The sequence below is a fragment of the Azoarcus sp. L1K30 genome, from assembly GCF_018122735.1.
Classification (GTDB): Bacteria; Pseudomonadota; Gammaproteobacteria; order Burkholderiales; family Rhodocyclaceae; genus Parazoarcus.
Window position 1 is genome coordinate 1,378,149 of sequence record NZ_JAGRRD010000001.1, and the last position, 26,289, is coordinate 1,404,437.

Annotated in this window: 30 protein-coding genes; 4 read left to right on the top strand and 26 right to left on the bottom strand. The window is 61.6% G+C overall.

The features are described from left to right. Nucleotides 1–2: 2 nt before the first annotated feature. The 13 genes from J5J83_RS06185 to rpoE are packed head-to-tail and all read right to left on the bottom strand — an operon-like array spanning nt 3 to nt 10,419. Nucleotides 3–764 (bottom strand): pyridoxine 5'-phosphate synthase, encoded by a 762-nt coding sequence (locus J5J83_RS06185; RefSeq protein WP_212346678.1) that lies wholly within the window; start codon nt 762–764, stop codon nt 3–5. Further along, nucleotides 761–1,504: a DNA repair protein RecO gene (gene recO / locus J5J83_RS06190; protein ID WP_212346681.1), complete on the bottom strand. Its 744-nt coding sequence runs from the start codon at nt 1,502–1,504 to the stop codon at nt 761–763. Before recO ends, J5J83_RS06185 begins: the two co-directional genes overlap by 4 nt. Nucleotides 1,505–1,515: 11 nt before the next feature. Continuing rightward, a complete protein-coding gene (gene era / locus J5J83_RS06195) occupies nt 1,516–2,436 on the bottom strand; it encodes a GTPase Era (RefSeq protein WP_212346684.1) in 921 nt (306 codons plus the stop codon). After that, nucleotides 2,433–3,110, bottom strand: coding sequence for a ribonuclease III (gene rnc / locus J5J83_RS06200; RefSeq protein ID WP_212346687.1), 678 nt, complete (start codon nt 3,108–3,110; stop codon nt 2,433–2,435). Before rnc ends, era begins: the two co-directional genes overlap by 4 nt. Then, nucleotides 3,110–3,472, bottom strand: a complete 363-nt coding sequence (locus J5J83_RS06205; protein WP_212346690.1) for a DUF4845 domain-containing protein — start codon at nt 3,470–3,472, stop codon at nt 3,110–3,112. Before J5J83_RS06205 ends, rnc begins: the two co-directional genes overlap by 1 nt. 17 nt (nt 3,473–3,489) lie before the next feature. Beyond that, nucleotides 3,490–4,278: a signal peptidase I gene (gene lepB / locus J5J83_RS06210; RefSeq protein WP_212346693.1), complete on the bottom strand. Its 789-nt coding sequence runs from the start codon at nt 4,276–4,278 to the stop codon at nt 3,490–3,492. Between the two features lie 47 nt (nt 4,279–4,325). Continuing rightward, nucleotides 4,326–6,122: a translation elongation factor 4 gene (lepA, locus tag J5J83_RS06215; RefSeq protein ID WP_212346696.1), complete on the bottom strand. Its 1,797-nt coding sequence runs from the start codon at nt 6,120–6,122 to the stop codon at nt 4,326–4,328. Nucleotides 6,123–6,175: 53 nt separating this feature from the next. Beyond that, the gene (locus J5J83_RS06220) at nt 6,176–6,436 is read right to left on the bottom strand and encodes a glutaredoxin family protein (protein WP_212346700.1); all 261 of its coding nucleotides are present in this window, start codon (nt 6,434–6,436) and stop codon (nt 6,176–6,178) included. Further along, entirely contained in the window at nt 6,433–7,842 is a 1,410-nt protein-coding gene (locus J5J83_RS06225) for a Do family serine endopeptidase (protein WP_212346702.1), read from the bottom strand. Before J5J83_RS06225 ends, J5J83_RS06220 begins: the two co-directional genes overlap by 4 nt. Beyond that, nucleotides 7,839–8,306 (bottom strand): SoxR reducing system RseC family protein, encoded by a 468-nt coding sequence (locus J5J83_RS06230; protein WP_249115633.1) that lies wholly within the window; start codon nt 8,304–8,306, stop codon nt 7,839–7,841. The genes J5J83_RS06225 and J5J83_RS06230 overlap by 4 nt, the downstream gene beginning before the upstream one ends. After that, nucleotides 8,303–9,271, bottom strand: a complete 969-nt coding sequence (locus J5J83_RS06235; protein ID WP_212346706.1) for a MucB/RseB C-terminal domain-containing protein — start codon at nt 9,269–9,271, stop codon at nt 8,303–8,305. The genes J5J83_RS06230 and J5J83_RS06235 overlap by 4 nt, the downstream gene beginning before the upstream one ends. Continuing rightward, nucleotides 9,268–9,810 carry a sigma-E factor negative regulatory protein gene (locus tag J5J83_RS06240; RefSeq protein ID WP_212346708.1) on the bottom strand — a complete coding sequence of 181 codons (543 nt, stop codon included), beginning with the start codon at nt 9,808–9,810 and terminating at the stop codon, nt 9,268–9,270. Before J5J83_RS06240 ends, J5J83_RS06235 begins: the two co-directional genes overlap by 4 nt. Before the next feature lie 9 nt (nt 9,811–9,819). Then, entirely contained in the window at nt 9,820–10,419 is a 600-nt protein-coding gene (gene rpoE, locus J5J83_RS06245; RefSeq protein ID WP_212346710.1) for an RNA polymerase sigma factor RpoE, read from the bottom strand. A 255-nt stretch (nt 10,420–10,674) separates the two neighbouring features. On the opposite strand from rpoE, the gene nadB reads away from it, so the two are divergent. After that, nucleotides 10,675–12,279, top strand: coding sequence for an L-aspartate oxidase (nadB, locus tag J5J83_RS06250; RefSeq protein ID WP_212346712.1), 1,605 nt, complete (start codon nt 10,675–10,677; stop codon nt 12,277–12,279). Here nadB and J5J83_RS06255 read toward each other — a convergent pair. The 9 genes from J5J83_RS06255 to J5J83_RS06295 all read right to left on the bottom strand — a co-directional run bounded on the left by J5J83_RS06255 (nt 12,254) and on the right by J5J83_RS06295 (nt 18,873). Then, the gene (locus tag J5J83_RS06255) at nt 12,254–12,703 is read right to left on the bottom strand and encodes a hypothetical protein (protein ID WP_212346714.1); all 450 of its coding nucleotides are present in this window, start codon (nt 12,701–12,703) and stop codon (nt 12,254–12,256) included. The genes nadB and J5J83_RS06255 overlap by 26 nt on opposite strands. A gap of 23 nt (nt 12,704–12,726) precedes the next feature. After that, nucleotides 12,727–13,962 carry a beta-ketoacyl-ACP synthase II gene (fabF, locus tag J5J83_RS06260; protein ID WP_212346716.1) on the bottom strand — a complete coding sequence of 412 codons (1,236 nt, stop codon included), beginning with the start codon at nt 13,960–13,962 and terminating at the stop codon, nt 12,727–12,729. Between the two features lie 79 nt (nt 13,963–14,041). Next, nucleotides 14,042–14,281 (bottom strand): acyl carrier protein, encoded by a 240-nt coding sequence (gene acpP / locus J5J83_RS06265; protein ID WP_108951194.1) that lies wholly within the window; start codon nt 14,279–14,281, stop codon nt 14,042–14,044. Nucleotides 14,282–14,372: 91 nt separating this feature from the next. Then, the gene (gene fabG / locus J5J83_RS06270; RefSeq protein ID WP_212346718.1) at nt 14,373–15,122 is read right to left on the bottom strand and encodes a 3-oxoacyl-ACP reductase FabG; all 750 of its coding nucleotides are present in this window, start codon (nt 15,120–15,122) and stop codon (nt 14,373–14,375) included. After that, nucleotides 15,119–16,054, bottom strand: a complete 936-nt coding sequence (fabD, locus tag J5J83_RS06275) for an ACP S-malonyltransferase (RefSeq protein ID WP_212346721.1) — start codon at nt 16,052–16,054, stop codon at nt 15,119–15,121. Before fabD ends, fabG begins: the two co-directional genes overlap by 4 nt. Before the next feature lie 26 nt (nt 16,055–16,080). Then, nucleotides 16,081–17,046: a beta-ketoacyl-ACP synthase III gene (locus J5J83_RS06280; RefSeq protein WP_212346724.1), complete on the bottom strand. Its 966-nt coding sequence runs from the start codon at nt 17,044–17,046 to the stop codon at nt 16,081–16,083. Continuing rightward, nucleotides 17,043–18,059, bottom strand: a complete 1,017-nt coding sequence (plsX, locus tag J5J83_RS06285) for a phosphate acyltransferase PlsX (RefSeq protein ID WP_212346727.1) — start codon at nt 18,057–18,059, stop codon at nt 17,043–17,045. Before plsX ends, J5J83_RS06280 begins: the two co-directional genes overlap by 4 nt. A gap of 91 nt (nt 18,060–18,150) precedes the next feature. Further along, nucleotides 18,151–18,330 carry a 50S ribosomal protein L32 gene (gene rpmF / locus J5J83_RS06290; RefSeq protein ID WP_212346730.1) on the bottom strand — a complete coding sequence of 60 codons (180 nt, stop codon included), beginning with the start codon at nt 18,328–18,330 and terminating at the stop codon, nt 18,151–18,153. Nucleotides 18,331–18,357: 27 nt separating this feature from the next. Then, nucleotides 18,358–18,873: a YceD family protein gene (locus tag J5J83_RS06295; protein WP_212346733.1), complete on the bottom strand. Its 516-nt coding sequence runs from the start codon at nt 18,871–18,873 to the stop codon at nt 18,358–18,360. An 89-nt stretch (nt 18,874–18,962) separates the two neighbouring features. On the opposite strand from J5J83_RS06295, the gene J5J83_RS06300 reads away from it, so the two are divergent. Both J5J83_RS06300 and J5J83_RS06305 read left to right on the top strand, forming a co-directional pair. Beyond that, nucleotides 18,963–19,538 (top strand): Maf family nucleotide pyrophosphatase, encoded by a 576-nt coding sequence (locus J5J83_RS06300; protein WP_212346736.1) that lies wholly within the window; start codon nt 18,963–18,965, stop codon nt 19,536–19,538. After that, entirely contained in the window at nt 19,535–20,263 is a 729-nt protein-coding gene (locus tag J5J83_RS06305) for an SAM-dependent methyltransferase (RefSeq protein WP_212346739.1), read from the top strand. Before J5J83_RS06300 ends, J5J83_RS06305 begins: the two co-directional genes overlap by 4 nt. Nucleotides 20,264–20,338: 75 nt before the next feature. Here the strand turns inward: J5J83_RS06305 and J5J83_RS06310 are convergent, their stop codons facing one another. The 3 genes from J5J83_RS06310 to J5J83_RS06320 are packed head-to-tail and all read right to left on the bottom strand — an operon-like array spanning nt 20,339 to nt 22,285. Then, the gene (locus J5J83_RS06310) at nt 20,339–20,698 is read right to left on the bottom strand and encodes a Rieske 2Fe-2S domain-containing protein (protein ID WP_212346742.1); all 360 of its coding nucleotides are present in this window, start codon (nt 20,696–20,698) and stop codon (nt 20,339–20,341) included. After that, a complete protein-coding gene (locus tag J5J83_RS06315) occupies nt 20,677–21,333 on the bottom strand; it encodes an HAD-IIIA family hydrolase (RefSeq protein WP_212346746.1) in 657 nt (218 codons plus the stop codon). Before J5J83_RS06315 ends, J5J83_RS06310 begins: the two co-directional genes overlap by 22 nt. After that, complete coding sequence (locus J5J83_RS06320; RefSeq protein WP_212346748.1) at nt 21,326–22,285, bottom strand: RluA family pseudouridine synthase; 960 nt, start codon at nt 22,283–22,285, stop codon at nt 21,326–21,328. Before J5J83_RS06320 ends, J5J83_RS06315 begins: the two co-directional genes overlap by 8 nt. Before the next feature lie 422 nt (nt 22,286–22,707). On the opposite strand from J5J83_RS06320, the gene J5J83_RS06325 reads away from it, so the two are divergent. Continuing rightward, a complete protein-coding gene (locus tag J5J83_RS06325; protein WP_212346751.1) occupies nt 22,708–25,698 on the top strand; it encodes an Rne/Rng family ribonuclease in 2,991 nt (996 codons plus the stop codon). 106 nt (nt 25,699–25,804) lie between these two features. Here J5J83_RS06325 and J5J83_RS06330 read toward each other — a convergent pair whose 3' ends face one another. Further along, nucleotides 25,805–26,287, bottom strand: a complete 483-nt coding sequence (locus J5J83_RS06330) for a low molecular weight protein-tyrosine-phosphatase (protein WP_212346753.1) — start codon at nt 26,285–26,287, stop codon at nt 25,805–25,807. Nucleotides 26,288–26,289: the final 2 nt, after the last annotated feature.

Below are 26,289 nucleotides of genomic sequence, written 5' to 3' on the forward strand. Positions count from 1 at the left end.
TGTCAGCGCACGACAGCTGGCGCCGCGGCTTCGCGGATGAGTCGTTTCATCTCCGCGACCGCCTCGCGCAGCCCGACGAACACTGCGCGGCTGACGATGGCGTGACCAATGTGCAGCTCACGCACGCCGGGCAGCGCCGCGACGGCCTGAACGTTGTAGTAGTTGAGCGCGTGACCGGCATTGAAGCGCATGCCGAGTTCTAGCACGCGTTCGCCGGCGAGTCTGAGCTTTGCCAGTTCGGCCTGCACCGCCGGGCTTTCGGCGTCGCGTCCGGCGTCATGAAAGGCGTGTGCGTAGGGGCCGGTGTGGATCTCGCACACCCTCGCACCGATTCTCGCTGCCGCTTCGATCTGCGGCAGTTCGGCATCGATGAAGACGCTCGTCACGATGCCATTGTCCGCAAGTCGCGCCACGACCTGCTTGAGCCGCGCCTCCTGCGCCAGCACATCGAGGCCACCCTCGGTGGTGATCTCGTGCCGCCCTTCGGGCACCAGCATGGCCATCTCGGGCTTCAAGCCACAGGCGATACCCACCATCTCGTCGGTCGCACCCATCTCGAGATTGAGCTTGATCTGGGTAAGCTCCCGCAGCCGTCTTACATCGACATCGTTGATATGACGGCGATCCTCGCGCAAATGCACGGTGATACCGTCGGCACCTGCCAGATGCGCCTCGACGGCAGCCCATACAGGGTCCGGCTCCCATGTCCGGCGCGCCTGGCGCAAGGTGGCAACATGGTCGATATTGACGCCCAGTTCGATCACAGTTCCTGCAACTCCTTCAGTACCCGGCGCGACTGCAGCACCTGTCCGCCCAGATAGTGGTTGATCAATGCACGCAGCAGTCGCTTCGATTGAATCTGCGTCTCGGCGCGCGAAAAGTCATCTGCAGCCATGTCCAGCAGCGTCTGTCCGCTGAGCGGCAGGTCGTCTTCGCCGCAGGCTCCGTCGACCCACTCCAGCCCGTCGGCATCCATCGCCACCGGACCGCGCTCGATTATATAGCGGTAACGTCCGTCGGGCCGGACGGCGCCGTCCTCACCGGCATCGAGCGCAAGACCATAGCCGAGCTCGTGCAGCAGAGCGACTTCGAACCGGCGCAACACCAGCTCGAAGTGCTCATTGCGAGCCAGTGCGGACACGGCCGCTTCATAGGCCGCGAACAACTGCGGATGCGGGTCTTCGCGCGCAGTCAGGCGCAGCATGAGTTCGTTCAGGTAATAGCCGCACATCAGCGCGCGCCCGGTCAGCAACGGCTGCCCGCCCCGCCATTCGGCACGGATCAGGGTCTTGACCTCTCCCCCACCCGACCAGTCCATGAGCAGGGGCTGAAAAGCCATCAGCACGCCCCGCAGCGCCGACATCGGCCGCCGAGCCCCCTTGGCCGCCAGCGCCGCACGTCCGTGCTCGAGCGAAAATACCTCGACAATCAGGCTGGTTTCGCGCCAGGGGAGCGTATGCAGCACCCAGGCCGGCTGCTGCTCGATACGTTGCTTGAGCGCCACGGCAACGCCACTTACTCGTAACCCAGGCTCTTGAGCGCGCGTTCGTCGTCGGCCCAGCCGCTCTTGACCTTGACCCAGACCTCGAGAAAGACTTTGCCGTCGAACAGTTTCTCGAGCTCGACGCGCGCCTCGGAGGAAATGCGCTTGAGTTTCTCGCCCCCCTTGCCGATGACGATGCCCTTGTGCCCGGCCTTGTCGACGATCACCGCCGCATGGATCCTGCGTAGCTGCCCTTCGGTTTCGAACTTTTCGATTTCGACCGCGATGCCGTAGGGCAATTCGTCTCCGAGCAGGCGGAACAGCTTCTCACGAAGGAATTCCGCTGCGAGAAAGCGCTCGCTGCGGTCGGTGATCTCGTCCTCCTCATACATCGCAACGCCTTCGGGGAGCAAGGGCGTCGCTGCGCTGATGAGGGTGTCGCAGTTACTGCCGCGCTCGGCCGACAGCGGAACGATCTCCGCAAAGTCGCGCAGGCCCCGCACGCTGTCGATGAAGGGCAGCAAACGCGCCTTTTCCTTCAGCTGATCGACCTTGTTGATCACCAGGACGACTTTTGCGTTTTCCGGAATGACCTCCAGCACCCGACGATCATCGTCCCCCATGCGTCCAGCCTCGACCACGAAGAACACCAGATCGACGTCCGCGAGCACCTGCGACACCGTGCGGTTCATCGAACGATTGAGGGCATTGCGATGCTGGGTCTGGAACCCTGGTGTATCGACGAAGACGAATTGCGCATCGGGGTTAGTGAGAATGCCGGTGACGCGATGACGCGTCGTCTGCGCCTTGCTCGACACGATGCTGATCTTCTGCCCGATGAGGCGATTCAGCAGCGTCGATTTGCCCACATTGGGCCGCCCGACGATCGCGACGAAGCCTGCCCTGAAACCAGGCTTCTCGATGGTTTGATCCGTGTCCGACGCGATGTTCATTTTTTCCTCAATTTGGCCAGTGCCAGTTCGGCCGATTGCTGCTCGGCCGCGCGCCGGCTCGGGCCGCGGCCAGTCGTGCGCACGCCAAGCTTCGGCACCTCGCACGACACTTCGAATTCCTGTGCGTGCGCCTCACCGAGTACTTGGACCATGGTGTAGGTCGGCAGTGCAATCTTGCGACCCTGCAACCACTCCTGCAACGCTGTTTTCGGATCCTTCGACGGTGCAGACGGATTGATCTCGGCGAGCAGCGGAACATACAGGCGGTCGATCACTGCCTTGGCCGCAGGAAAACCCGCATCCAGAAAGACGGCTGCGATGATGGCCTCCATCGCGTCGGCCAGAATGGACGGCCGCCGAAACCCGCCAGACTTGAGCTCGCCCTCGCCCAGTCGCAGGCAGTCCCCGAGCCTCAGGTCGAGCGCCAGTCGATGCAGCGTCTCCTGCCGCACGAGCGACGCGCGCACCCGGGACAATTCACCCTCCTTCAGATCGGCAAAACGATCGTAAAGGGCAATCGAGGTGACGCAATTGAGCAGACTGTCGCCGAGAAACTCAAGCCTTTCGTTATTGGGCGAGCCGAAGCTTCGGTGAGTCAATGCCTGCTGCAGAAAGTCGGGATTCGTGAAGACGTGGCCAATCTCGCGTTGCAGGCGATCAGTGAATTCCGACATCAATTTTCGGCGCTCGAGGCCTGAAAGTCGAACAGCAGACTGACATTGCCGGCAACGGGCACCTTGCGCGCGTAGCTGGTCTCGACCACGACCTTGCCCGCAACCTTTCTGATCTCGAGATCCGCACCTGTGATCGACGATACATCGTCGATCTGCCCGCGGCGATCGAAACTGCGCCGCATCTCGGAAATGGAGGAACCGTTGTCGCCCTCGTCCGCCACAATCTTGACCACGCGCTTGATCGTAAGATATTCGTTGATCGCCGGTACGGTACGAAAGCCGATCAGCAACACGAAAGCCATGAAGGCGCCAACGATGAGAATGCTGATCAGGCTGAGGCCGCGTTGGCGGAATTGAGTCATGACTGCTGTCTCCGTCTTCAGTGGAAGCGGCCGATGCGCTTCATGTCATTGAAATTGAACCAGATGAAGAAGGCCCGACCGACGATGTTCTCGTCCGGCACGAAACCCCATACCCGACTGTCACTGCTTGCATCGCGATTATCCCCCATGGCGAAATAATGCCCTTCGGGTACGATGCAACGCACGCCGCTGCTAGTATAGGTACAGTTATTGCGATTGGGGAAATTGAGCACTTGGGGAACATAGGCGGGTGCCTCACGTTCATTCAGGATATTGTGCTCAACGTCACCCAGTTTTTCGACGAACTGCGGCGAGTAATAGAGACGATCGGGATGCAAGTAGTTTTCCACTTCCCTGGTCGGCACTTCCTCACCGTTGATGCGCAGCCGCTTGTCGATGTACTCCACCTTGTCGCCGGGAAGCCCGACCACCCGCTTGATGTAGTCCATCGATGGATCAGCCGGATAACGGAAAACCATCACGTCGCCACGATGGGGATTATTGATCGAGATGATCTTCTTGTTGATGATCGGCAGGCGGATCCCGTAGGTGAACTTGTTCACCAGGATGAAGTCGCCCACGAGCAGGGTCGGAATCATCGAGCCCGAAGGAATCTTGAACGGCTCGACGACGAAGGAGCGCAGGCCGAACACGATCAGGATGACCGGGAAGAAGCTCGCACCATACTCGACCCACCACGGCGACGGCGCGCCCGCCGCACGGCGCTTGCGTGCGTGGAAGCGGTCGAAGGCCCACAGGATGCCGGTTGCAACAAGCAGCAGAAACAGGATCAAGGCAAAATTCACGCAGACTCCAGTCGGTTGAGACGCCGCCGAGACGTCGGGTTACAGGTTTACTTGCCCTCGTCCGTGCGCAACACGGCAAGGAAGGCTTCCTGCGGAATCTCGACGTTTCCGACTTGCTTCATGCGCTTCTTGCCTTCCTTCTGTTTCTCCAGCAACTTCTTCTTGCGCGTGATGTCACCACCATAACACTTGGCCAGGACGTTCTTGCGCAATGCCTTGATTGTCTCGCGTGCAATGATGTTGGAGCCGATCGCGGCCTGAATGGCGACGTCGAACATCTGCCGCGGAATCAGACCGCGCAGTTTGGCCGACAGTTCACGACCGCGGAAGGCTGCGTTGACCCGGTGCACAATCACCGACAGCGCGTCGACTTTTTCGCCGCCGACCATCAGATCGAGCTTGACCAGATCCGCCGTGCGATATTCCTTGAACTCGTAGTCGAGCGAGGCATAACCACGCGATACCGATTTCAGCTTGTCGAAGAAGTCCATCACCACTTCGTTCATCGGCATGTCGTAGATCAACTGCACCTGACGTCCGTGATAACGCATGTCAACCTGAGCACCGCGCTTCTGATTGCACAGGGTGATGACCGGCCCCACATAATCCTGCGGCAGGAAGATCGTTGCAGTAATGATGGGTTCACGAATTTCCTGATACTTGCCCTGGTCGGGAAGCCTGGAAGGATTCGAAACGGTAATGACCTCACCGTTATTGAGCACAACCTCGTAGATCACCGTCGGCGCGGTGGTAATGAGGTCCATGTCGAATTCGCGTTCGAGCCGTTCCTGGACGATGTCCATGTGGAGCAAGCCAAGAAAGCCGCAACGGAAGCCGAACCCCAGCGCTTGCGAAACCTCGGGTTCGAACTGAAGCGACGCGTCATTGAGGCGCAGCTTCTCCAGCGAATCCCGCAACTGATCGTATTCGCTCGACTCGACCGGATACAGGCCCGCGAACACCTGCGGCTTGATCTCCTTGAAGCCGGGCAAGGGCGATGCGGCAGGCTTGGCCGCAAGGGTCACGGTATCGCCGACTTTTGCCGCTTCGAGCTCCTTGATGCCGGCGATGATGAATCCCACCTCGCCCGCCGACAGCTGATCGCGGCTGACCGATTTCGGCGTGAATACGCCGACCTGTTCGCACGGATACTGCGCGCCATTGGACATCAGCAGGATGCGGTCCTTGGGCTTGAGCACCCCGTCGACCACCCGCACCAGCATGACCACGCCGACATAGTTGTCGAACCAGGAGTCGATGATCAAGGCCTTGAGTTGGCTGTCCGGGTTGCCCCTGGGGGCAGGCACCTTGGCCACAACCGCCTCCAGCACCTCCTCGATGCCGATGCCGGTCTTCGCCGAACACAGGATCGCATCACCGGCGTCCACGCCGATGACGTCCTCGATTTCCTGACGCGCATTCTCGGGATTGGCTGCAGGCAGATCGATCTTGTTCAGAACCGGGATAACCTCAACATTCTGATCGAGCGCGGTATAGCAATTCGCCACCGTCTGCGCCTCGACCCCTTGCGACGCGTCGACGACCAGCAATGCGCCTTCGCATGCGGCCAGCGAACGGCTGACTTCGTACGAAAAATCGACGTGTCCCGGGGTGTCGATCAGGTTGAGGTTGTAGACCTTTCCGTCCTTCGCCTTGTACTGCAAGGCGGCCGTCTGGGCCTTGATGGTGATCCCGCGTTCGCGCTCGATATCCATCGAGTCGAGCACCTGGGCCTCCATTTCACGGTCGGAAAGTCCGCCACAGAAGTGAATCAGTCGGTCGGCCAGTGTCGACTTGCCATGGTCGATGTGGGCAATAATGGAGAAGTTTCTGATATGTTGCATGCGCACGCAAAAAGGGTGCCTTTCGGCACCCGTTCTGGAATTGGTTGGCCTCGTCAAGCCCCGGATTCTAGCGGAAAAGCACCGCAATAGGCACGGATGGCCGATTCATCGAGATGGTAATGACACAGTTCGTGCTCGCCATGGAGCACCACCGGGACGAATTCGTCCCACTTGGCCTCGAGTTCGGGGTGCTGGTCGACATCGACGACGCGCACCGCCCACCCAAGCTCTGCGGCAAGCGGTGACAGCGCATCGACGAGGTCGTGGCACAGGTGGCACCACTCGCGGCTGAGTACGGTCAGTTCCGGTGTCACTTGCCGGCCCGCAGACTGATGTAGGAGCTGACCTCGCCGCGCTGCACCAGCAAACTCAGCTGCTGCCCCTCCTTCAACTCCCGCACGAGCTGTTCGAAGCTATCAACGGTGGTCAGTTTGGTCTGCTTGCCCGCCAGGATGACCGCCAGCACGGCATCGCCCACCTGCAAGGACGAGCGCGCAGCCGGACCTTCAAGGCGGTCCACGATCAGCCCCGCCGCATCGCCCTGATCCCGTCCGCGCGTGAGCGGCGCCTGAATCAGCAACAGGCCGAGGCTGTTGCCGGTGCCCGCCAGCGCGCTCGTCATTCGTGGTCTGGATGGTTTGGGATCGCGCCACTCGCCGAGCGTCACATTCATCTCCTGCGCTGCGCCGCCGCGATAGACCATCATCCTGGCGTTCGTACCAGGACGGTTCGATGCCACGATCCGCGGCAGGTCACTCGATCTTTCGACATTGCGGTTATCGAAACGCATGATGACGTCTCCACGCTCGATCCCCGCCCTGGCTGCCGGGCTGTTGGGCTCGACTGCGCTGACCAGCGCTCCAGCCGCGCGCGGCAGGCCGAAGCTCGCAGCCAGGTCAACCGTCACCTCCTGAATGGCGACACCGATTCGTCCGCGCTGAATCCGTCCGGTCGTGCGAAGCTGCTGCTGCACATCCATCGCCACATCGATCGGAATCGCAAACGACAGCCCCATGAAGCCGCCGGTACGGCTGTAAATCTGCGAGTTGATGCCGACCACTTCGCCGCGAAGGTTGAACAGCGGCCCGCCGGAATTACCCGGATTGATCGCGACGTCGGTCTGAATGAAGGGAACGAAATTCTCGTCCGGCAGGCTTCGGTCCTTCGCGCTCACGATCCCGGCGGTCACCGTCTGTTCGAAGCCGAACGGCGAGCCGATCGCCAGCACCCATTCACCGACCTTGAGCTTTGACGGATCGCCCAATATGATGCGCGGCAGTTCTTTCGCTTCAATGCGGATCAGGGCAACGTCACTGCGACTATCGGCCCCGACGACCTGCGCGCGATACTCACGCTTGTCGGCGAGCCGCACCAGGATCTCGTCGGCATCCTCGACAACATGCGCATTGGTCAGAATGTAACCGTCGCTGCTAATGATGAATCCGGAACCGAGCGACTCGTTGTCCGGATCCTCTTTCGGAACGGCGCGGTGACGCGGAATGATGCGGCGAAAGAAATCGAACATCGGATCCGACTCGTCCAGACCGGGGAAGGCCTGCCCCTTCTGGCTCGCACTCGAAATCGCGCTGATATTGACCACCGCAGCCCCCTGCCTGGCGACAAGCGCGGTGAAATCGGGAAGCGAATCAACGGCCCATGCCGACAAGGTCGACACGCACACCAGGACGCCAAGCAGGACAAGACGGAGCGAACGGATCATGGCGTATGGAAATGTGTGCATTCGGCGCCATCAGGCTGAATGGAGACACCGAGACGATGACGCCAGTGCCTGCTTCGCGCCAGCAACCGGTTGACCCCAACGGCAAGCACCAGCCCTGCCACCATGCCGGCAAGCGCGCCCGCGTCGGACGATCCCGCCTCCGCCACCGCGCTTCCGCCGGCCGCACCGACAAGTACCAGCACCGCCGCAAGTCCGTAACTCATGAGCGCAGCGCGCAGCGGCCCGCCGTCGGGCATCGACAGCCTGACGCGGTCACCGGGATGCAGCGTGAGGTCGCTCCTGAGCGCAAAGACGTCCGTCTGCTTGCCGAAGGCATCGGTGATCCGCATCGAGCGACAACCGCCCGGTTCGTCGCAACGCCCGCAACCGCCCTGGCGTTCACGCAAGCGCACCCAGACGCGGCCACCTTCAACCCGGACCACCTCGGCAGGCGCCTCCATCATTGCGCGCTCGCCTCGATACCCTCGGCGATTCGCTGTACGGCGCGCGGCGGAACCTCGCCCAGCGCAGTAACCAGATGCGAACCGACAGTCCGTCTGAAAATATTGATCGCACCGCTTGCCGACGAGCCGGCTTGCACATTCGAATCCGCAGCGGCCGGCTCGACAAAGACCGAGATCGATGCCAGGCCATCACTGAATACCATGTGCATGGCCTCACCCCGCTCCGAGCCAAGCGGACGACGCACCACGGACGCCAGCGTAAAACCGGGCACGGGCGTTCGCAGCGACCACCCCGCTTCCAGCTTGCCAACTTCATCGCCGCGCACGCTGACGACGCGCCAGCCATCGCCCTGCTCGTAACGCTGCCTGAGCAAGGCCTTGTCGACCTCGCCGCCGATCCGAAGGTCGCTGAAGGTAAATTGCTCGATCATGTCGCCTCGCGCATCGATCATCCTTGACTTCAACAGCAAGCCCGTCTGCAACTCCGCCCAGAAGATGTGCCCGTAACGCATGTCATCCCTGGGTTCGAGAATGATCGATTGCGCCTCATAGCCGGCGACCCGGCTGACCTCGCCCTTGCGGATGCGATAGTTCTCCGCAAGACCATTGTACGAAGCAGGAAGTCGAGCCGGAAATGCCCGTCGTCCGCCCGGCTTGTCGACAATGACGGTGCGTTGCTCGGGCAGGACGCAACGAACCTCGTTCGCGCTCCTTATGACCTCGCGCGGACTGCCATCGAGCACTTCGAGGCGTTCGAACTCCCCGTCGCCGTTGGCCTTGTGCGCGATGCGGGAGGTCTCGATCTGCTTGCCGAACTGATAGGTAAAGGTGCCAACGTAGTTCAGGCGCTGACTGGCGGTCGAAATTCGTCCAAGCCAGGAAATCGGATCGCTGGGCGCTTCCGCGCTTGCGGCAGACTGCAGGAAAAGCGAGCAAAGTCCAATGGCAACAAACCAGCGCCTCATTGAGCGGCTTCCTTGAACTGCGCGGACACCGTGCGGACATACTGCGAGGCGCCCGGCATCGAGCCGCCCCCGGTCATGGCCTGATGCACGAACAGGTACTCCCGGTGCGCCACCTCGTCGGGCGTCGCCGACACCAGCGTGGCCGCCTGCGACACCGGCGCCGCGCTGACGCGTTTGGCAGCCGCGACCGGCGCCACGCTGCCATCGGAACCATACATCGTGGCGGCAACCAGCCCGACCGCAGCCACCCCCATGACCGAGGCCGCGATCGGCATCAGGGAATGCCACAGGCCGCGCCGGGCGGCATCGGCCGGTCTCCCACGAGGCGCAAGCACCGTCGGTTCCGCATCCAGCCCGGCCATCACGCGCTCAACCATGTCCGGCGTGCCGCCATGCTCGTCGCGGATGACATCGCCGATCAGGCAGTAGATATCCCAGTCTTTCCTCAACGAATCATTACGATTCAGCTGATCGATCATCTGGCTCGTCGGCAGATCATCAAGGTCGCCGTCAATCAGTGCAGAGAGTTTTTCGTTCATGCCATCCACCTACCAACGTTTATCGTGCGTCGTGCCAAGCAACGGCCGCAGTCGTTCAGCAATCGCCTCACGCGCACGGAAAATCCGGGAACGCACCGTTCCAATCGGACAATCCATAATGTTGGCGATCTCTTCGTAACTCAGGCCTTCAAGTTCCCGCAACATGATGGCCGTCCGCAATTCCTCTGGCAGCCCGGCCATTGCGTCGTCCACCGTTTGCGCAATCTGCTTCGTCATCATCAGGCGCTCGGGCGTGTTGTTGTCACGCAACTGATCGCCATCATCGAATGTTTCTGCCTCCTCGGAATCGAAGCCGGTGGACGTGGGCGCCCTGCGCTTCTGGGAGACGAGGTAATTCTTCGCCGTATTGATGCCTATCCTGTACAACCATGTATAAAAGGCGCTTTCCCCCCTGAACGATCCCAAGGCTCTGTAGGCCTTGATGAAGGTTTCCTGGGCTACATCTTCAACTTCTGCCGGATCGCGAATCAAACGGGAAAGCAGGCGATTCAACTTGCGCTGGTATTTCGATACCAGCAAGCCGAAAGCCTGCTTGTCGCCGCGCTGAACGCGTTCGACCAGTTGCTGATCGATTTCACGATCACTCATTGGAGGTCTGTTCTTCTTGGTAGGGTGGAATAACCCCGGAAGTATAAGCGACCGCCGCTGGACATCGCAAAATCGGGTCCTGCTGATGAAGACCGGCCGGTGTGCAATTAGTTCATACGACAGAAGGGGCAATGTCGTCGTTATCGACAGCAAGGTCTCAGCCCGTCACATAATGTTCATCTCGCTGCCTCGCGCTCACGCACACCGAAATCTGCGTGATATATTCGAGCGCTTCGTCCTTGCCTGGCCGCCATCTTGCAAAAACAGTACGACGTTCTCATTCTGGGGAGCGGAACCGCGGGCCAATCGCTCGCACTTCGCCTCGCTGACAAGCTGCAGGTTGCCATTGTCACCAAGCGCGAACTGGCCGATAGTGCAAGCGCCTGGGCACAGGGCGGCATCGCTGCGGTACTCGATACCGCAGACAGTATCGAAGCGCACATCGAAGACACCTTTACCGCGGGAGCAGGCCTGTGCGACGCGGAAGCCACGCGCTTCGTGGTCGAGAACGGGCGCAAGGCCATCGAGTGGCTGATCAATCGTGGCGTTCCCTTTACCCGCGAAGACCAATCGGCACTCGGTTACCACCTGACACGCGAAGGGGGCCATTCCCACCGCCGGATCATCCACGCGGCCGACGCAACCGGCGCAGCTGTCCAGGCCACGCTGAGCGAAGAGGTTCTCGCGCATCCCAACATCACCGTTTTCGAACACCACATCGCAATCGACCTGATTCTTGGCGAGAAGATCGGCCAACCCGAACTCGGATGCGTCGGTGCCTATGTACTCGATATCGAGCGCGACGAGGTCATCACCTTCGGTGCGCGGGATACCGTTCTTGCGACTGGCGGCACCGGCAAGGTCTATCTCTATACGACCAATCCCGACGTGGCGACCGGTGACGGGGTCGCCATGGCCTGGCGCGCAGGATGTCGCGTGCGGAACATGGAGTTCATTCAATTCCACCCGACCTGCCTCTATCATCCGCAGGCGAAGTCCTTCCTCATTTCCGAGGCCGTGCGCGGCGAAGGGGGCCTGCTCCGCCTCCCCGACGGCACCCGCTTCATGCCTGATCACGACGCGCGCGCAGAGCTGGCACCGCGCGACATCGTCGCCCGTGCAATCGACTTCGAGATGAAGAAGCGCGGTCTCGACTGCGTCTACCTCGACATCAGTCACAAGCCTGCAGACTGGCTCAAGGAGCATTTTCCCAACATCTACGCGCGCTGCCTCGAACTCGGCATCGATATCACCTGCGAGCCGATACCGGTCGTGCCTGCCGCGCACTACTCCTGCGGCGGGATTCTTACCGATCTCACGGCACGAACCGACGTTCCCCGTCTTTATGCGGTCGGCGAATCGGCTGGCACGGGACTGCATGGTGCGAACCGGCTTGCCAGCAATTCCCTGCTCGAATGTCTCGTTTTCGGTGAAGCCGCGGCGCAGGACATTCTCTCCCACCAGGATCGCGATCAGCCCGCGTTGCCGGCATGGGACGAGAGCCGGGTCACCGACGCCGACGAAGAGGTCGTGATTTCGCACAACTGGGCCGAGTTGCGCCGTGCCATGTGGGATTACGTGGGCATCGTACGCACCACGAAGCGGCTCCAGCGCGCCCAGCACCGGATTCGCCTGCTCGAACGCGAAATCCACGAGTTCTACACCAACTTCCGCGTATCGAACGATCTGATCGAGTTGCGCAATCTCGTCGTCACCGCCGAACTCATCGTTCGCTGTGCGCTGAAGCGCAAGGAGAGCCGCGGCTTGCACCACTCCCGGGACTTTCCGCACACGCTCGGACGTGCCCGCGACACGGTATTGACGCCACGCACCTTCAAGCAGACAAGACTGACGCGCTGAGACTGCGGTGCCTTAGCCAGATCTGCAACTGACGCCACTGATCGCCACACACATTGGCGCGCACCAACATGACTCGCCACCGCCGGGCCGGGCTCGCCTGTACCGGCGGGATGTCGATCACCAGCCACGCTACACCGGCAAAGGCCATCGCGGGCGTCGCCAGTCGAACGGGCACAAGGGCAGACGACGTGCGACCGAGCAGCATGTGACCATCGCCCGCAAGGGCCAGGCAGATGCCCGCTTTCCGTGCTTCACCGTGCCAACTCTTCCATGCCGAAGCCAGGATCAGCATAGTGCACAGCGCCCGGAGCCAGAACGGCTCGAGCGCGAAGAAAAGCGCCAGCCCTGCGCTACCATGTAACGCGAGGACTGACGCCTGGACGAATCTCGACACCGACAGGTGCAGTCGCAGGGGAGCGGCCATCTGTCCCCCGCCGGCGCTGAAACTCAGATCTTCCGGAACACCAGCGTCCCGTTGGTCCCGCCGAAGCCGAAGTTGTTCTTCATCGCCACGTCGATCTTCATTGAGCGCGCTTCGTTCGCACAATAATCAAGATCACATTCCGGATCCTGCTCGAAGATGTTGATCGTCGGCGGCGAAATCTGATGATGCACGGCAAGCACGGTAAAGATCGACTCCAGACCGCCCGCTCCGCCAAGCAGATGCCCAGTCATGGATTTGGTGGAATTCACGACGAGCGACTTTGCTACATCGGCGCCAAAGGCGAGCTTGATCGCATCGGTCTCGTTCTTGTCACCAAGCGGTGTGGAAGTGCCGTGAGCATTGAGATACTGCACCCCGTCGGCATTGACACCAGCGTTGGTCAAGGCATTAACCATGCTGCGACGCGGACCGTCGGTGTCGGGTGCGGTCATGTGATAGGCATCGCCACTCATGCCGAAACCGGCCAGCTCAGCATAGATCCGGGCGCCCCGCTTGACCGCATGTTCGTACTCCTCGAGCACCATCACGCCAGCCCCCTCGCCGAGCACGAAACCGTCGCGATCCTTGTCCCACGGGCGACTTGCTGTCGCAGGATCGTCGTTGCGCGTGGATAGCGCCTTTGCCGAGGCAAAACCACCAACGGCCAGCTCGGTGACCGTCGACTCGGCACCACCACAGACCATCACGTCCGCATCGCCGTACTCGATCATCCGCGCGCTCAGACCGATGGCATGCAAACCGGTGGTGCACGCCGTCACCACCGCAATATTGGGCCCCTTCATGCCGAACATGATCGACAGATTGCCCGAGATCATATTGATGATCGTCCCGGGGATGAAGAAGGGGGAAATTTTCCTCGGACCACCTGCGACGAAATCGACGTGGGTGTTCTCGATCATTGGCAAGCCGCCGATTCCGGAGCCAATGTTCACGCCAATGCGCTCGGCATTGGCTTCGGTGACTTCGATGCCGGAATCACGAATCGCCTGGATGCCAGCCGCCATGCCGTAGTGGATGAACACATCCATCCGGCGTGCTTCCTTCGCGGACAGGTAGTCGGTGACCTCGAAATTCTTGACCTCACCGGCGATACGCGCGGAAAAGGTACTTGCATCAAAGCGGGTGATAGGACCGATGCCGCTCTTGCCAGCAATCAGGTTTTCCCATGCTTCGGGAACAGTATTGCCGACCGGCGAGACGAGTCCCAGACCGGTGACGACGACTCTACGACGCGACACAGGCATCTCCGTAAGAAATCAGTGCGGAGGTGAAAAATCAAGCCGGACACTGCCTTGGCAGCGTCCGGTGTAGATACGGTTACTTCTTGAGGTGGGCGGTGACGTAGTCAATCGCCTGTTGAACGTTTGTGATCTTCTCGGCCTCTTCATCCGGAATCTCGCATTCGAACTCTTCTTCCAGCGCCATGACCAGTTCCACGGTGTCCAGCGAATCCGCGCCCAGATCATCCACGAACGAAGATTCGTTCTTGATCTCCGATTCGTTTACGCCAAGTTGCTCAGCAACGATCTTTCTTACGCGTTGTTCGATGTTCTCCATGAACATACTCCTTCCCTGAAAGTGCAGGTGTGTTAGAAAAAAACCTGTGTATTCTACCAAAAAGGAACGCTTCCGCTATCGCGGCAAACGTTCACGACATATACATTCCGCCATTGACATGAAGGGTCGTGCCGGTAATGTAAGCTGCCGAGGGCGACGCCAGGAACGCAACCGCACCGGCGATCTCTTCTGGCCTGCCAAGACGCCCGAGTGCGATGTTTCCGAGCAGCGCATCGCGTGCCGCATCGGGCAGCGCCTTCGTCATGTCGGTATCGATGAATCCCGGTGCAACGCAATTCACTGTAATGTTGCGGCTACCCAGCTCGCGGGCGAGTGCGCGACTCATCCCGGCTACGCCCGCCTTCGCTGCGGCGTAGTTGGCCTGACCCGGATTCCCGGCACTGGCCACCACCGAAGTGATGTTGATGATGCGTCCGGTGCGCGCCTTCATCATCCCCTTCATGACCAGGCGTGACATGCGAAAGACGGCCTTGAGATTGGTGTCGATCACCGCATCCCACTCCTCGTCCTTCATGCGCATCGACAGATTGTCACGTGTAATGCCGGCGTTATTCACCAGGATGCCGACAGCACCGAAGCGCTTTTCGATCTCACCGATGACGCCCTCGCATGCAGCCGCATCGGTGACATTCAGCTCCAGACCCGCGCCCTTGATGCCCACCTGCGCGAGCGCAGCCTCGATTTCGGCCGCACCGGCGGCACTGGTTGCCGTTCCGATGACGGTTGCGCCCAAACGCCCGAGTTCAATCGCCACCGCGCGTCCAATCCCGCGCGACGCACCGCTGACGAGAGCTACCTGTCCTTCAAGAGAAAAACTCATGCCGACCTCACTGTTGCCACCATCTGTTCAAGGCTCGCAGCATCATGCACCGAACCGCCTTCGACTTCCTTGGCAATGCGCTTGGTCATACCGGCGAGGACCTTTCCCGGTCCGCACTCGATGATGTGCGTCATGCCGCGGGAAGCCATGACCTGAATCGTCTCGATCCACCTGACGGGCGAAAAAGCCTGACGAATCAAGGCATCACGAATCTGATCGGGTTCGCGACACACGGCGACATCTACATTATTGAGGACATCGATTGACGGCACCATGACATTGACCGCACGCAAACGCTCCGCGAGACGCTCGGCCGCAGGCCCCATCAATGCACAATGGAACGGCGCCGACACGGGCAACAGCATTGCGCGCTTGGCACCGCGACCCTTTGCTGCCTCGATGGCGCGTTCCACCGCAGCCTTGGCGCCAGCAATCACGATCTGACCCGGTGCATTGAGGTTCGCCGCCTCGACGACCTCCCCTTGCGCGGCTTCCGCACAGGCTTCGCGCACCGCATCAACCTCGAGCCCGAGCAATGCAGCCATTGCGCCGTCGCCAGCTGGAACGGCCTCCTGCATGGCTTGCGCACGAAAGCGTACCAACGGCACAGCATCGGCAAAGGCCAGCGCCCCCGCGGCCACGAGTGCCGAATACTCGCCCAGGCTATGGCCAGCCACCATCGACGGGCTCGCCCCGCCGGCCTCAAGCCATGCGCGATAGGCTGCAACGCCCGCGGTCAGCATCAGCGGCTGGGTATTGACAGTCAACGCCAGTCGTTCAGCAGGGCCGTCACACACCATCTGCCACACATCCTCGCCCAGGGCTTCAGAGGCTTCCGCGAAAGTGTCGCGAATGACCGCAGACTCGCCATAAGCGGACATCATTCCGACCGATTGCGAACCCTGGCCAGGAAAAACCAGTGCAAATGCCATCGTATCTCCAGTAGAAATGGGAAGATTCAGAATTCGATCAGGGCCGCGCCCCAGGTGAACCCGCCACCGACGCCCTCGATCACGATGCGGTGTCCGCGCTGGATGCGACCGTCGCGCACCGCGAGATCGAGCGCCAGCGGAATCGAGGCCGCCGACGTATTGCCATGCTTCTCGACCGTGGTAATCACCTTGTCCATGGGCATGCCGAGTCGCTTCGCCGTCGCCTGGATGATGCGGATATTAGCCTGGTGCGGAATGAGCCAGTCGACGCTGGCAGCTTCGACACCGGCGCTGTCGAGCACCTCGTTCGCAACGTCGCCGAGCACCTTGACGGCGAACTTGAATACAGCTTGACCATCCATGCGCAGGAACGGGTCGCCGATCACCTGACCGGAAGCCACCCCGCCCGGAACACAGAGAATCGGATGATGACTGCCATCGGCATGCAATGCGGTGGCAATGATACCCGGCGTCTCCGACGCCTCGATGACCACCGCACCGGCACCGTCACCAAAAAGCACGCAGGTACCACGATCGGACCAGTCGAGAATGCGCGAGAACACCTCGGCCCCGACGACCAGCGCCCGCTTGTTGGCTCCCGAGCGGATGAACTTCTCCGCCACCGTCAGCGCGTAGACAAAACCGCTGCAAACCGCCTGAACATCGAACGCTGCGCCACCATTGCGAATCCCAAGCTTGGATTGCAACAGCGCAGCCGTACTCGGAAAGATGTAGTCCGGGGTCGATGTTGCGACGATGATGAGATCGATATCCCCTGCCTCGCATCCGGCTGATTCGATGGCGCGCTGGGCGGCGATCAACGCCAGGTCGCTCGCGCCGGTTTCGGCCGACGCCAGGTGGCGGAAACGGATGCCCGTGCGCGTCGCAACCCATTCATCAGAGGTATCGATACCGCGCTGCACGAGATCGTGATTGCTGACGGGCTCACCCGGCAGATAGCTCCCGGTTCCGGCGATCCTTGCGTGAATCATGCTGCTGCCTCGTTCAAGCTTGCCATTTTTTCGGTAATCCGCTCGATCAGTCGATTTCCTGCCGCATCGGCTGCACGCGCGATGGCTTGCTCGAAGGCGAATCCATCTGCGGAGCCATGACTCTTGACCACAACACCGCGCAAGCCCAGCAGTACTGCACCATTGTATCGACGGTGATCCACACGATGTTTGAACTGCTTGAGGACCGGCAGCGCCACAAGCGCCATCAGGCGAGTCAGAATGTTGCGCCTGAACGACTGGCGCAGGAAGGTCGACAGCATCTGCGCCAGACCCTCGGATGTTTTCAGCGCGACGTTGCCGACGAAGCCATCACAGACGATGACATCGGCTGAACCCATGTAAATGTCGTTGCCCTCGACGTTGCCGCAGAAATTCAATCCGCTGGCACGTAGCAACTCCCCCGCCTGCTTCACCACCTCGTTGCCCTTGATCGCCTCTTCGCCGATATTGAGCAGGCCAACCTTGGGTCGATCGATATGATCCACTGCGGCCACCAGCATGGAGCCCATGATGCCGAACTGAAGCAGATGCTCCGCGGTGCAGTCGACATTCGCCCCCAGGTCCAGCACGTGAGTGTGACCCTTCAGCGCCGGCAGAATCGAGCAGATGGCGGGACGGTCAATGCCGGGCAAGGTCTTCAGAACGAAGCGGGAGATCGCCATCAGCGCCCCGGTATTGCCCGCAGAGATCGCAGCGGCGGCTTCTCCGGCCTTGACCAGATCGATCGCCACGCGCATGGACGAATCTTTCTTGGTACGCATGGCAATGGCTGGCGGATCGTCCATGCCGACGACTTCGGATGCGTGGAGAACACGGATTCGGGGACCGAACGTCGCCAGCGCGTCGCCGAGCAGCGGCGTCAGCGACGCTTCGCGCCCGACCAGGATTGCGCTCACGGCAGGATGGCTGCGCAGAAACGCCAGCGCAGCGGGCACGGTCACGACCGGACCGTGATCGCCACCCATGCAGTCAATTGCAACGGTGACACCCATCGGCTTCTCGCGTGAATCGAAATAAGGAGATAAAAAAAGCGGCGTGGGCGCCTCGCGCCCAGCACCGCCTTCAGCGTGTCAGGATAAGGACTTATTCGCCCTTGACCTTGAGCACCTTCTTGCCGCGATAGAAGCCGTTCGGGCTGATGTGGTGGCGCAGGTGAGCTTCACCGGTGGTCGCCTCGACAGCCAGAGCCGGCGCGGTCAGGAAATCGTGTGCACGATGCATGCCACGCTTGGAGGGGGACTTCTTGTTCTGCTGGACTGCCATGAAAAACTCCTAATACAAAAACATTACCTAGCTTGCATTGCCCTTGGCCTTGAGGGCCGACAGCACCGCAAAAGGCGATTCCTTTACAGCCCCGCCCTCAGGGCGAGACGGTTCACATTCATCATGGCGAGGCGCAAGCGGCAGAGCGAGAATGATCTCGTCCTCCAGAAGCGACAACACGTCGAGATCACCATCAACCTCGATCGCGTCGACTTCGTCGTCTTCCAGCTCTTCCTCGGGGATTTCCTGCCCCGATCGAACCGGTTGCAACGCATTGCTGACCGCCAGATCCCAACCAAGCCCACCGAGGCAACGCTGACAACGCAACATCAGACGTCCGTCAATGCTCAGGGTCAACCGCGGCCTGCGCATTGCATCGAGATCACCTTCGATCCGGTATGTCAGCACGCCCGCGGGTTCGGCAAGAAGATCAGACAACCGTTCGAAAACAGCCACCTTCACTTCGCCGGACAGCGTGCGCTGCTCATACGCGAACTTGAATACGTCCGCGATGTACCCGAGTTTTGCGTCTTGGTTGGACATAAGCCCAGCATGATATTATTTTTTGCCAGCCCCTGTCAAAGCCCATCAATGCGCGCATGCGGAGAATATCCCGCACGGCCGATCAAGCCATGAAAATCGTACTCGCCTCCACCTCCCCCTACCGCAAGCAATTGCTCGAGCGCTTTCAACTCGACTTCGATACCGCCCGCCCGGAGACCGACGAAACGGCGCATCCCGATGAAGCGCCAGCTGCCCTTGCCGAAAGGCTCGCCACCGAGAAGGCACTCGCAGTAGCGAGAACGACGGATGACGCCCTGGTCATCGGCAGCGATCAGGTTGCGTGCATCGGCTCGGAAATCTTCGGCAAACCAGGCACCGTCGAGCGCGCCATCGCCCAACTTCACCGTCTCAGCGGCGAGGAGGTCATCTTTCATACGGCCGTTGCGGTAATCAACAGCAGCACGGCGCATGTGCAGTGCGAGAACGTCATGACCCGTGTGCGCTTTCGCGTGCTCGGCGACGCGGAGATTCGCCGCTATGTCGCCACCGAACGCCCGCTCGACTGTGCCGGTAGCGCCAAGTCGGAAGGACTCGGCATCACCCTGCTGCAGGCCCTCTCCGGCGACGACCCGACCGCACTGATCGGACTGCCACTCATTGCCCTGGCACGCATGTTGCGCGCCGAAGGTGTTCAGCTGCCATGACAGCACCCGCACGCGGCACCCTGTTCCTCGTCCCGGTCAGCCTCGGCGAGGCGCCATGGCACACTTTCCTTCCGGCAGCTGCCCAGCACTGCGCCGCGGGGCTGAAGCACTTCGTGGTTGAAAACGCCCGTGCAGCGCGCGCCCATCTCAAGCAGATCGATTTTCCCGGGGTGTTGCGCGACACGGACATCCGCGAACTGCCTCCGCGGGCGGACGACAGCGCACTTGACGCCCTTCTCGCCCCCGCGATGCAGGGTGGCGACGTCGGCCTGATGTCGGATGCGGGCTGCCCCGCCGTGGCCGACCCCGGCGCCCGCCTCGTCGCCCGGGCCCATCAGCTCGGCATCCGTGTCGTACCGCTGGTGGGCCCCTCCTCCATTCTGCTCGGCCTGATGGGCTCGGGGCTCAATGGTCAGAGCTTCGCCTTTCACGGCTACCTTCCCGTTGCCGAAAATGCGCGCGACCTGCGCCTGCGCGAACTGGAAGAGGAATCACGGCGAATCGGCCGCACCCAGATCTTCATCGAAACCCCCTACCGCAACGACCGCATGTTCGAAGCGCTGCTCAAGGTCTGCAACGGCGACACCCGTCTGTGCATCGCCTGCGACCTGGCCACCGAAAGCCAGCTGCTGCTGACCCGAAGCATCGCCGCCTGGCGCAAGGACGAACCGCCATACATCGCGAAACGGCCCACAATCTTCTTGCTCCTCGCGGGCGCACACTGAAAGGCGCAAGTCGGGGCTGCGGCGACCTGCGAGCCGCGACAGGCGTCCGGCGCATGCCGTGCCGCACGGACGATCCTAGCCGCCACCTTCCGTCACGAGGTAAACGGCACCATGCTCCTCGACGACGCTGAGCGCCCGCAGCGCACCGCCCTTGCACGGCCCCATGACGCAGCGGCCGTTGCGCGGGTCGTAATGTGCGCCATGGACTGCGCAGACGAGCAGATGCCCGGTCAGATCGAAGAATTTCCCCGGCATCCAGTCAAGCTCAACCGGAACATGCGCGCATCGGTTCAGATAGGCGTGAAGCCGGCCACCATAGCGCACCACAAAGGCGGCACCACCGTGAAGGTCGTCACCGGGCACATTGAAGCGGACGCCATCGCCGGCTTCAACAACCTCGACGCTGCGGCAGATCAGATGTTTTTGCGCAGCCATGCATCGAGCTCGGCAGGGGTCGCCACGCAGGCCACCGGTGTTTCGGCCAGCAGCGCCTCGACCGGATGCGCACCGAAGCTCACCGCAAGGCCTGCAGCACCCGCGTTTTTTGCCATCTGGAGATCATGCGTGGTATCGCCGATCATCAGCGTACGCGACGGCGGCACATCGAACTCCTCCATCAACTGCTCGAGCATCGCCGGATGCGGCTTGGAGAAGCACTCGTCGGCACAGCGCGTGCTATTGAAGAACCGGCCCAGCCCGGAGTGCGCAAGTGCACGATTCAAACCAACCCGGCTCTTGCCCGTCGCCACTGCCAGATAGCGCCCCTGCCCTACGAGCCATTCGATGGTGCCGGCCACGCCGGGAAACAACGTGAGCTCGTGGTCGGCCGCGAGGTAGTGGTGCCGGTAGCGTTCGACCATTCTCGGATACTGATCCTCGGACAGGGCAGGCACGGCATGACGCAGCGCATCGCCGAGACCGAGGCCAATCACATAGCGGGCGCGCTCCTCGCTAGGCTCGGGTAGACCGAGGTCGCGACAGGCAGCCAGGATCGAACGCACGATGGCCGCAGCCGAATCGAGAATAGTGCCATCCCAGTCAAATACGATCAGATCAAAACGCTCAGCCATGATTACGTGGTTCCAGTGCATCCAGGCGATCGATGAATTGCTGCAACTCCAGTGGCAGCGCCGCTTCGAGCGTCAGCCGCTCGCCTGTCAACGGGTGAATGAAACTCAGCTTCGCCGCATGCAGGAACATGCGCTTCAGCCCCTCGCCTTCGAGCCGCTTGTTGAGTGCAAAGTCGCCATACTTGTCATCCCCGCACAACTGAAAGCCAAGATGAGCAAGGTGCACGCGGATCTGATGCGTGCGCCCGGTCTTGAGTTCCACTTCGAGCAGACTGTATTTCTCCCAGCGCCGAACCAAGCGAACGATACTGTGTGAGGGCTTGCCCTCCGGACTCACCCGCACCCGCCGCTCGCCGTCGGCCGTCAGGTACTTGTACAGCGGCGCTTTCACATGCTGCAGCGGGTTGGTCCAGCGCCCCGGCACCAGCGTCAGGTAGCGCTTTTCCATGGCGCCGTCGCGCATCATGTCGTGCAGCACGGTCAGGGCCGAGCGCTTCTTTGCGACGATGAGCAGACCCGAGGTCTCGCGATCGAGTCGGTGCGCGAGTTCGAGCATACGCAACTCAGGACGCTGCACACGAAGCTGTTCGATCACGCCGTGGCTGATTCCACTCCCCCCATGCACGGCTTTGCCGGAAGGCTTGTCGATGACGAGAATCGCATCGTCCTCATACACCACGGGCAAAGCCTTGCCCGCCGGCGGCGGCACGGCACGGGCGGTCTCGGCAATGCGTATCGGCGGAATGCGCACCTCGTCACCCAGCGCAAGCCGATATGTCTGCTGCACGCGCCCGCCATTCACCCGCACTTCGCCGCTGCGCAAGATGCGATAGACGTGACTCTTGGGCACCCCTTTCGCCAGGCGCAGGAGATAGTTGTCGATACGCTGGCCGGCCGCCGATTCGTCGATTGTTTCATGCCGAACCGCAATCGCTTTGCCTTGAGTCGTCATCCTGAAATATACTTCCCTGCGGTTGAATCCGGTTGCGGTCGGCATCCCCTCGCGCCAAGAGGCGGCTGAGGATGTACGACGATGAGCCCGCACCAGCGCTCCCGGTAAACCGAAGCGTGCCACACGAAGCCCAAAAAGGGCGCCGATGGTAACGCAAACGACAAACTTCGACACACCCATCCAGCCTCGCGGTTGGATTTAGACGCGCAGCACATACGCAGGATCAAATGCATTTGCCTGCTGATCCACGGACACTAGCAGGCAGATTCAAGAGAGTATCGACCAGCCGACCCATCACAGCCAATATTGACCTATTGACCACCGGATGAAAGTAGCCTTACCAAACTGCTCCTGACCCCGGAAAGCGCGATGGTGCGCGCCGTTCGTCCTGCCCGTGTGCATTGCGCGGGAGAACGATCCAAATGAAGCGAATGCTCTTTAATGCGACGCAGGCAGAAGAACTGCGCGTCGCGATTGTCGACGGTCAGAAACTGATCGATCTCGACATCGAATCGGCCAACAAGGAAGAACGCAAGAGCAATATCTACAAGGCGGTCATCACCCGCCTCGAGCCCAGCCTCGAGGCCGCTTTCGTGGATTACGGCGCCGAGCGCCATGGCTTCCTGCCTTTCAAGGAGATCTCGCGTTCCTACTTCCAGCCTGGCGTCGACGCCAGCAAGGCGAGCATCAAGGAAGCACTGCGCGAAGGCCAGGAGCTGATCGTCCAGGTCGAGAAGGACGAGCGCGGCAACAAGGGCGCCGCGCTCACCACCTATATCTCGCTGGCCGGCCGCTACCTTGTGCTGATGCCGAACAACCCGCGTGGCGGTGGCGTATCGCGCCGTGTCGAGGGTGACGAGCGTGCTGAACTGCGCGAAGTGATGGACAATCTCGAGGTTCCCTCGGGCATGAGCCTGATCGCCCGCACCGCCGCCATCGGCCGCGGGGCGGAAGAACTGCAGTGGGACCTCAACTACCTGCTGCAACTGTGGACCGCCATCGAAGGCGCAGCCCAGGGTCAGGCCGGTGCGTTCCTGATCTACCAGGAAGGCAGCCTGGTGATTCGCGCCATCCGCGATTACTTCCAGCCCGACATCGGCGAGATTCTGATCGATACCGACGAGATCCATGAACAGGCTCACCAGTTCATGGCCCACGTAATGCCGGGCAACGTCAACCGGATCAAGCGTTACAGTGACGATGTTCCGCTGTTTTCCCGCTTCCAGATCGAGCACCAGATCGAGTCCGCCTATTCGCGCCAGGTCGGCCTGCCTTCAGGCGGCGCGGTGGTCATCGACCACACGGAGGCGCTGGTCTCCATCGACGTCAACTCGGGCCGCGCGACAAAAGGTGCCGACATCGAGGAAACCGCCTTCCGCACCAACCTTGAAGCGGCCGACGAGATTGCCCGTCAGCTGCGTCTGCGCGACCTCGGCGGCCTGATCGTCATCGACTTCATCGACATGGAGTCGCAGAAGAATCAGCGCGAGGTCGAGAACCGTCTGCGCGAGGCCTTGCGCCACGATCGTGCTCGCGTACAGACCGGCAAGATCAGCCGGTTCGGCCTGCTCGAGCTGTCGCGCCAGCGCCTGCGTCCGGCCCTGGCCGAGACCAGCTACATCACCTGCCCGCGCTGCAACGGCACCGGCCATATCCGCAGCACCGAATCGTCCGCCCTGCACATCGTGCGCATCCTCGAAGAGGAGGCCATGAAGGACAACACGGGCGCGGTGCATCTGCAGGTGCCGGTTGACGTCGCCACCTTCCTGCTCAACGAGAAGCGGGTCGACATCGCACGCATCGAGTATCGCCACAAGGTTCAGCTGATCATTGTGCCGAACCGACACATGGAAACGCCCGCACACGAAATCGTCCGCCTGCGTCACGACCAGCTCAATCAGGAAGATATCGCGCTGGCCAGCTACCAGATGGTGCAGCAACCGGCGGACTCCATCGCCGGAATGCCCAGCAAGGAAGGCGAGAAACCGGTGCGCCAGGAAGCGGCCGTCAAGGGCATTTCTCCCGCCCAACCAGCGCCAGTCGTCGCAGAAAAGGTGGAGACGCCCCCGGTCGCAGCGCCCGCAAAGGGCCTCATCGCCCGTTTCCTGGGCTGGCTTACCGGCGAACCCGCCCCGGCCGCAGCGCCCAAACCGGCTGTCGAATCGACCCCGAAACGCGAGCCGCGTGGACGTGGTGAGCGCGGCGGCGAACGTCGGGGCAACGGCCGTAACGGCCGTCGCGACGGTCAACGTGGAGAACGCGCCGAAAGCGAAGCCGGTGCCCGCAACCAACGCGCCGACAAGACCGACAGCTCCGAACGCGAGAAGCCACAGCGTCAGGCGCAGGAGCGGGGTGAGCGCGGCGAGCGAACCGAGGAAGGCACGCGCAACCGCGGCCGGCGCCAGCGCCAGCCACGCCAGGACGAGGCGAGCAAGGTCAGCGAAACCAATGTCGAACTGCTGGCTACCGAAGCAGCGGTCGCCGCTGCCGCCGTGGCCGAAACGGTAAGCTCGACGGTTGCGCCGACGAACGATGAAGGCACCCCCGAGAAACGCCGCCGACGCAGCAGGGGACGTCGCGAACGTCGCAACGGTGAGAATCAGGAAAATGTCGAGCAGCAGTCGGTGACGACGGAAGACAACACTGAAGCCGCCCCCGCGGCCGATGCGTTGCCGCAGGCACCTGCAGCGCAGACTGCCGCTGAACCGTCACCGGCCCCGTCGCTCGAATCACCAGCGGAGTCGCCCGTGATCGAAGCCGCACTTCCGGTTGCCGTTCCCGAATCAGCAGTGCAGACCGAAGTGGCAGCCCCGTCCGAGCAGGCACCATTGCCGGTTGCGGTCTCGACGCTCAGCGCCGACCCCGCGATTGAAGCAGCTCCCGCCACAGTCGAGGCTGCACCTGCGCCTGCTGACGTTGCCGAAACCGAGCCTGTGACCGTCGTCGCCGAAGCCATCGTCGACACAACGGCGGAGCGCGCCGATGCTGCTGGGACCCCGGACACGGTATCTGCAGCCGTTGCGCCCGTACAGGAAACCGCCGCAGCGTTCGAGGATTCAGTGGTCGACGGCGAACCAGCACTTGCATCGGCAGCGGCCACGGAGACGGCACAGGCACCCGAAGCGGACCTTGCCCGTCACACCGCGACAACGACGGATCAGGCCACTGTCGCTGCAGACGAAATGCCTGCCGGCGGCGCGAGCGCCTCAGCCCAGGCCCCGGCCACACTGGGACCGATCGACCTCGCCGGCGCCCTGGAGGAGTCCGGACTGGTCATGATCGAGACCAGCGAGGACAAAAAGGCTCGGTTTGGTACCGGGGCGCCGGAAGCCCCCCAACAGCTTGGACGCAAGCCCCGTCCGCAGGTGGTCGTCATCGAGGAACCCTTGCAACAGGTCGAAACGCAGAAGTAAGCCAAGTCTGACCGCACCTGCGGGTGCGGCAGCACAGCACGAAGCCGCCGGCACACGTCCGGCGGCTTTTTTTCTTTCGGACGACTGCCGTACCGGACTACCTTCGTCAGTTGTCGTGATCGGCAGTCGCCGCAAGCGCGGCCAGGAGTGCCTTGACCCCCTCCTCACACTGATCCAGCACGTACTCGAAGCCCTTCAGACCGCCATAGAAGGGGTCGGGCACTTCATCATGCTCGGCGGATGGGGCAAATTGCATGAACAGACCGATCTTGTGCCGGTACACCTCGGGGCAATCCCGCATCATGAACTCGAGGTGGCGACGATCCATCGCGAGCAGAAGATCGAATTCCTGATAGTCGCGGAGCTCGATCTTGCGCGCACGCAAGGTAGTCAAGTCATAGCCGCGCTGCGCCGCCGCGCGCGCGGATCTCGGATCCGGGCCTTCTCCGGCGTGATAGCCCTGCGTGCCAGCCGAATCGACCTCGATCTCGTCACCAAGTCCGGCGGCTTCGATGAAATTCCGCGCAACGCCCTCCGCCGTCGGCGAACGGCAGATATTGCCCGAACACACGAACAGTATTCTTTTCATGT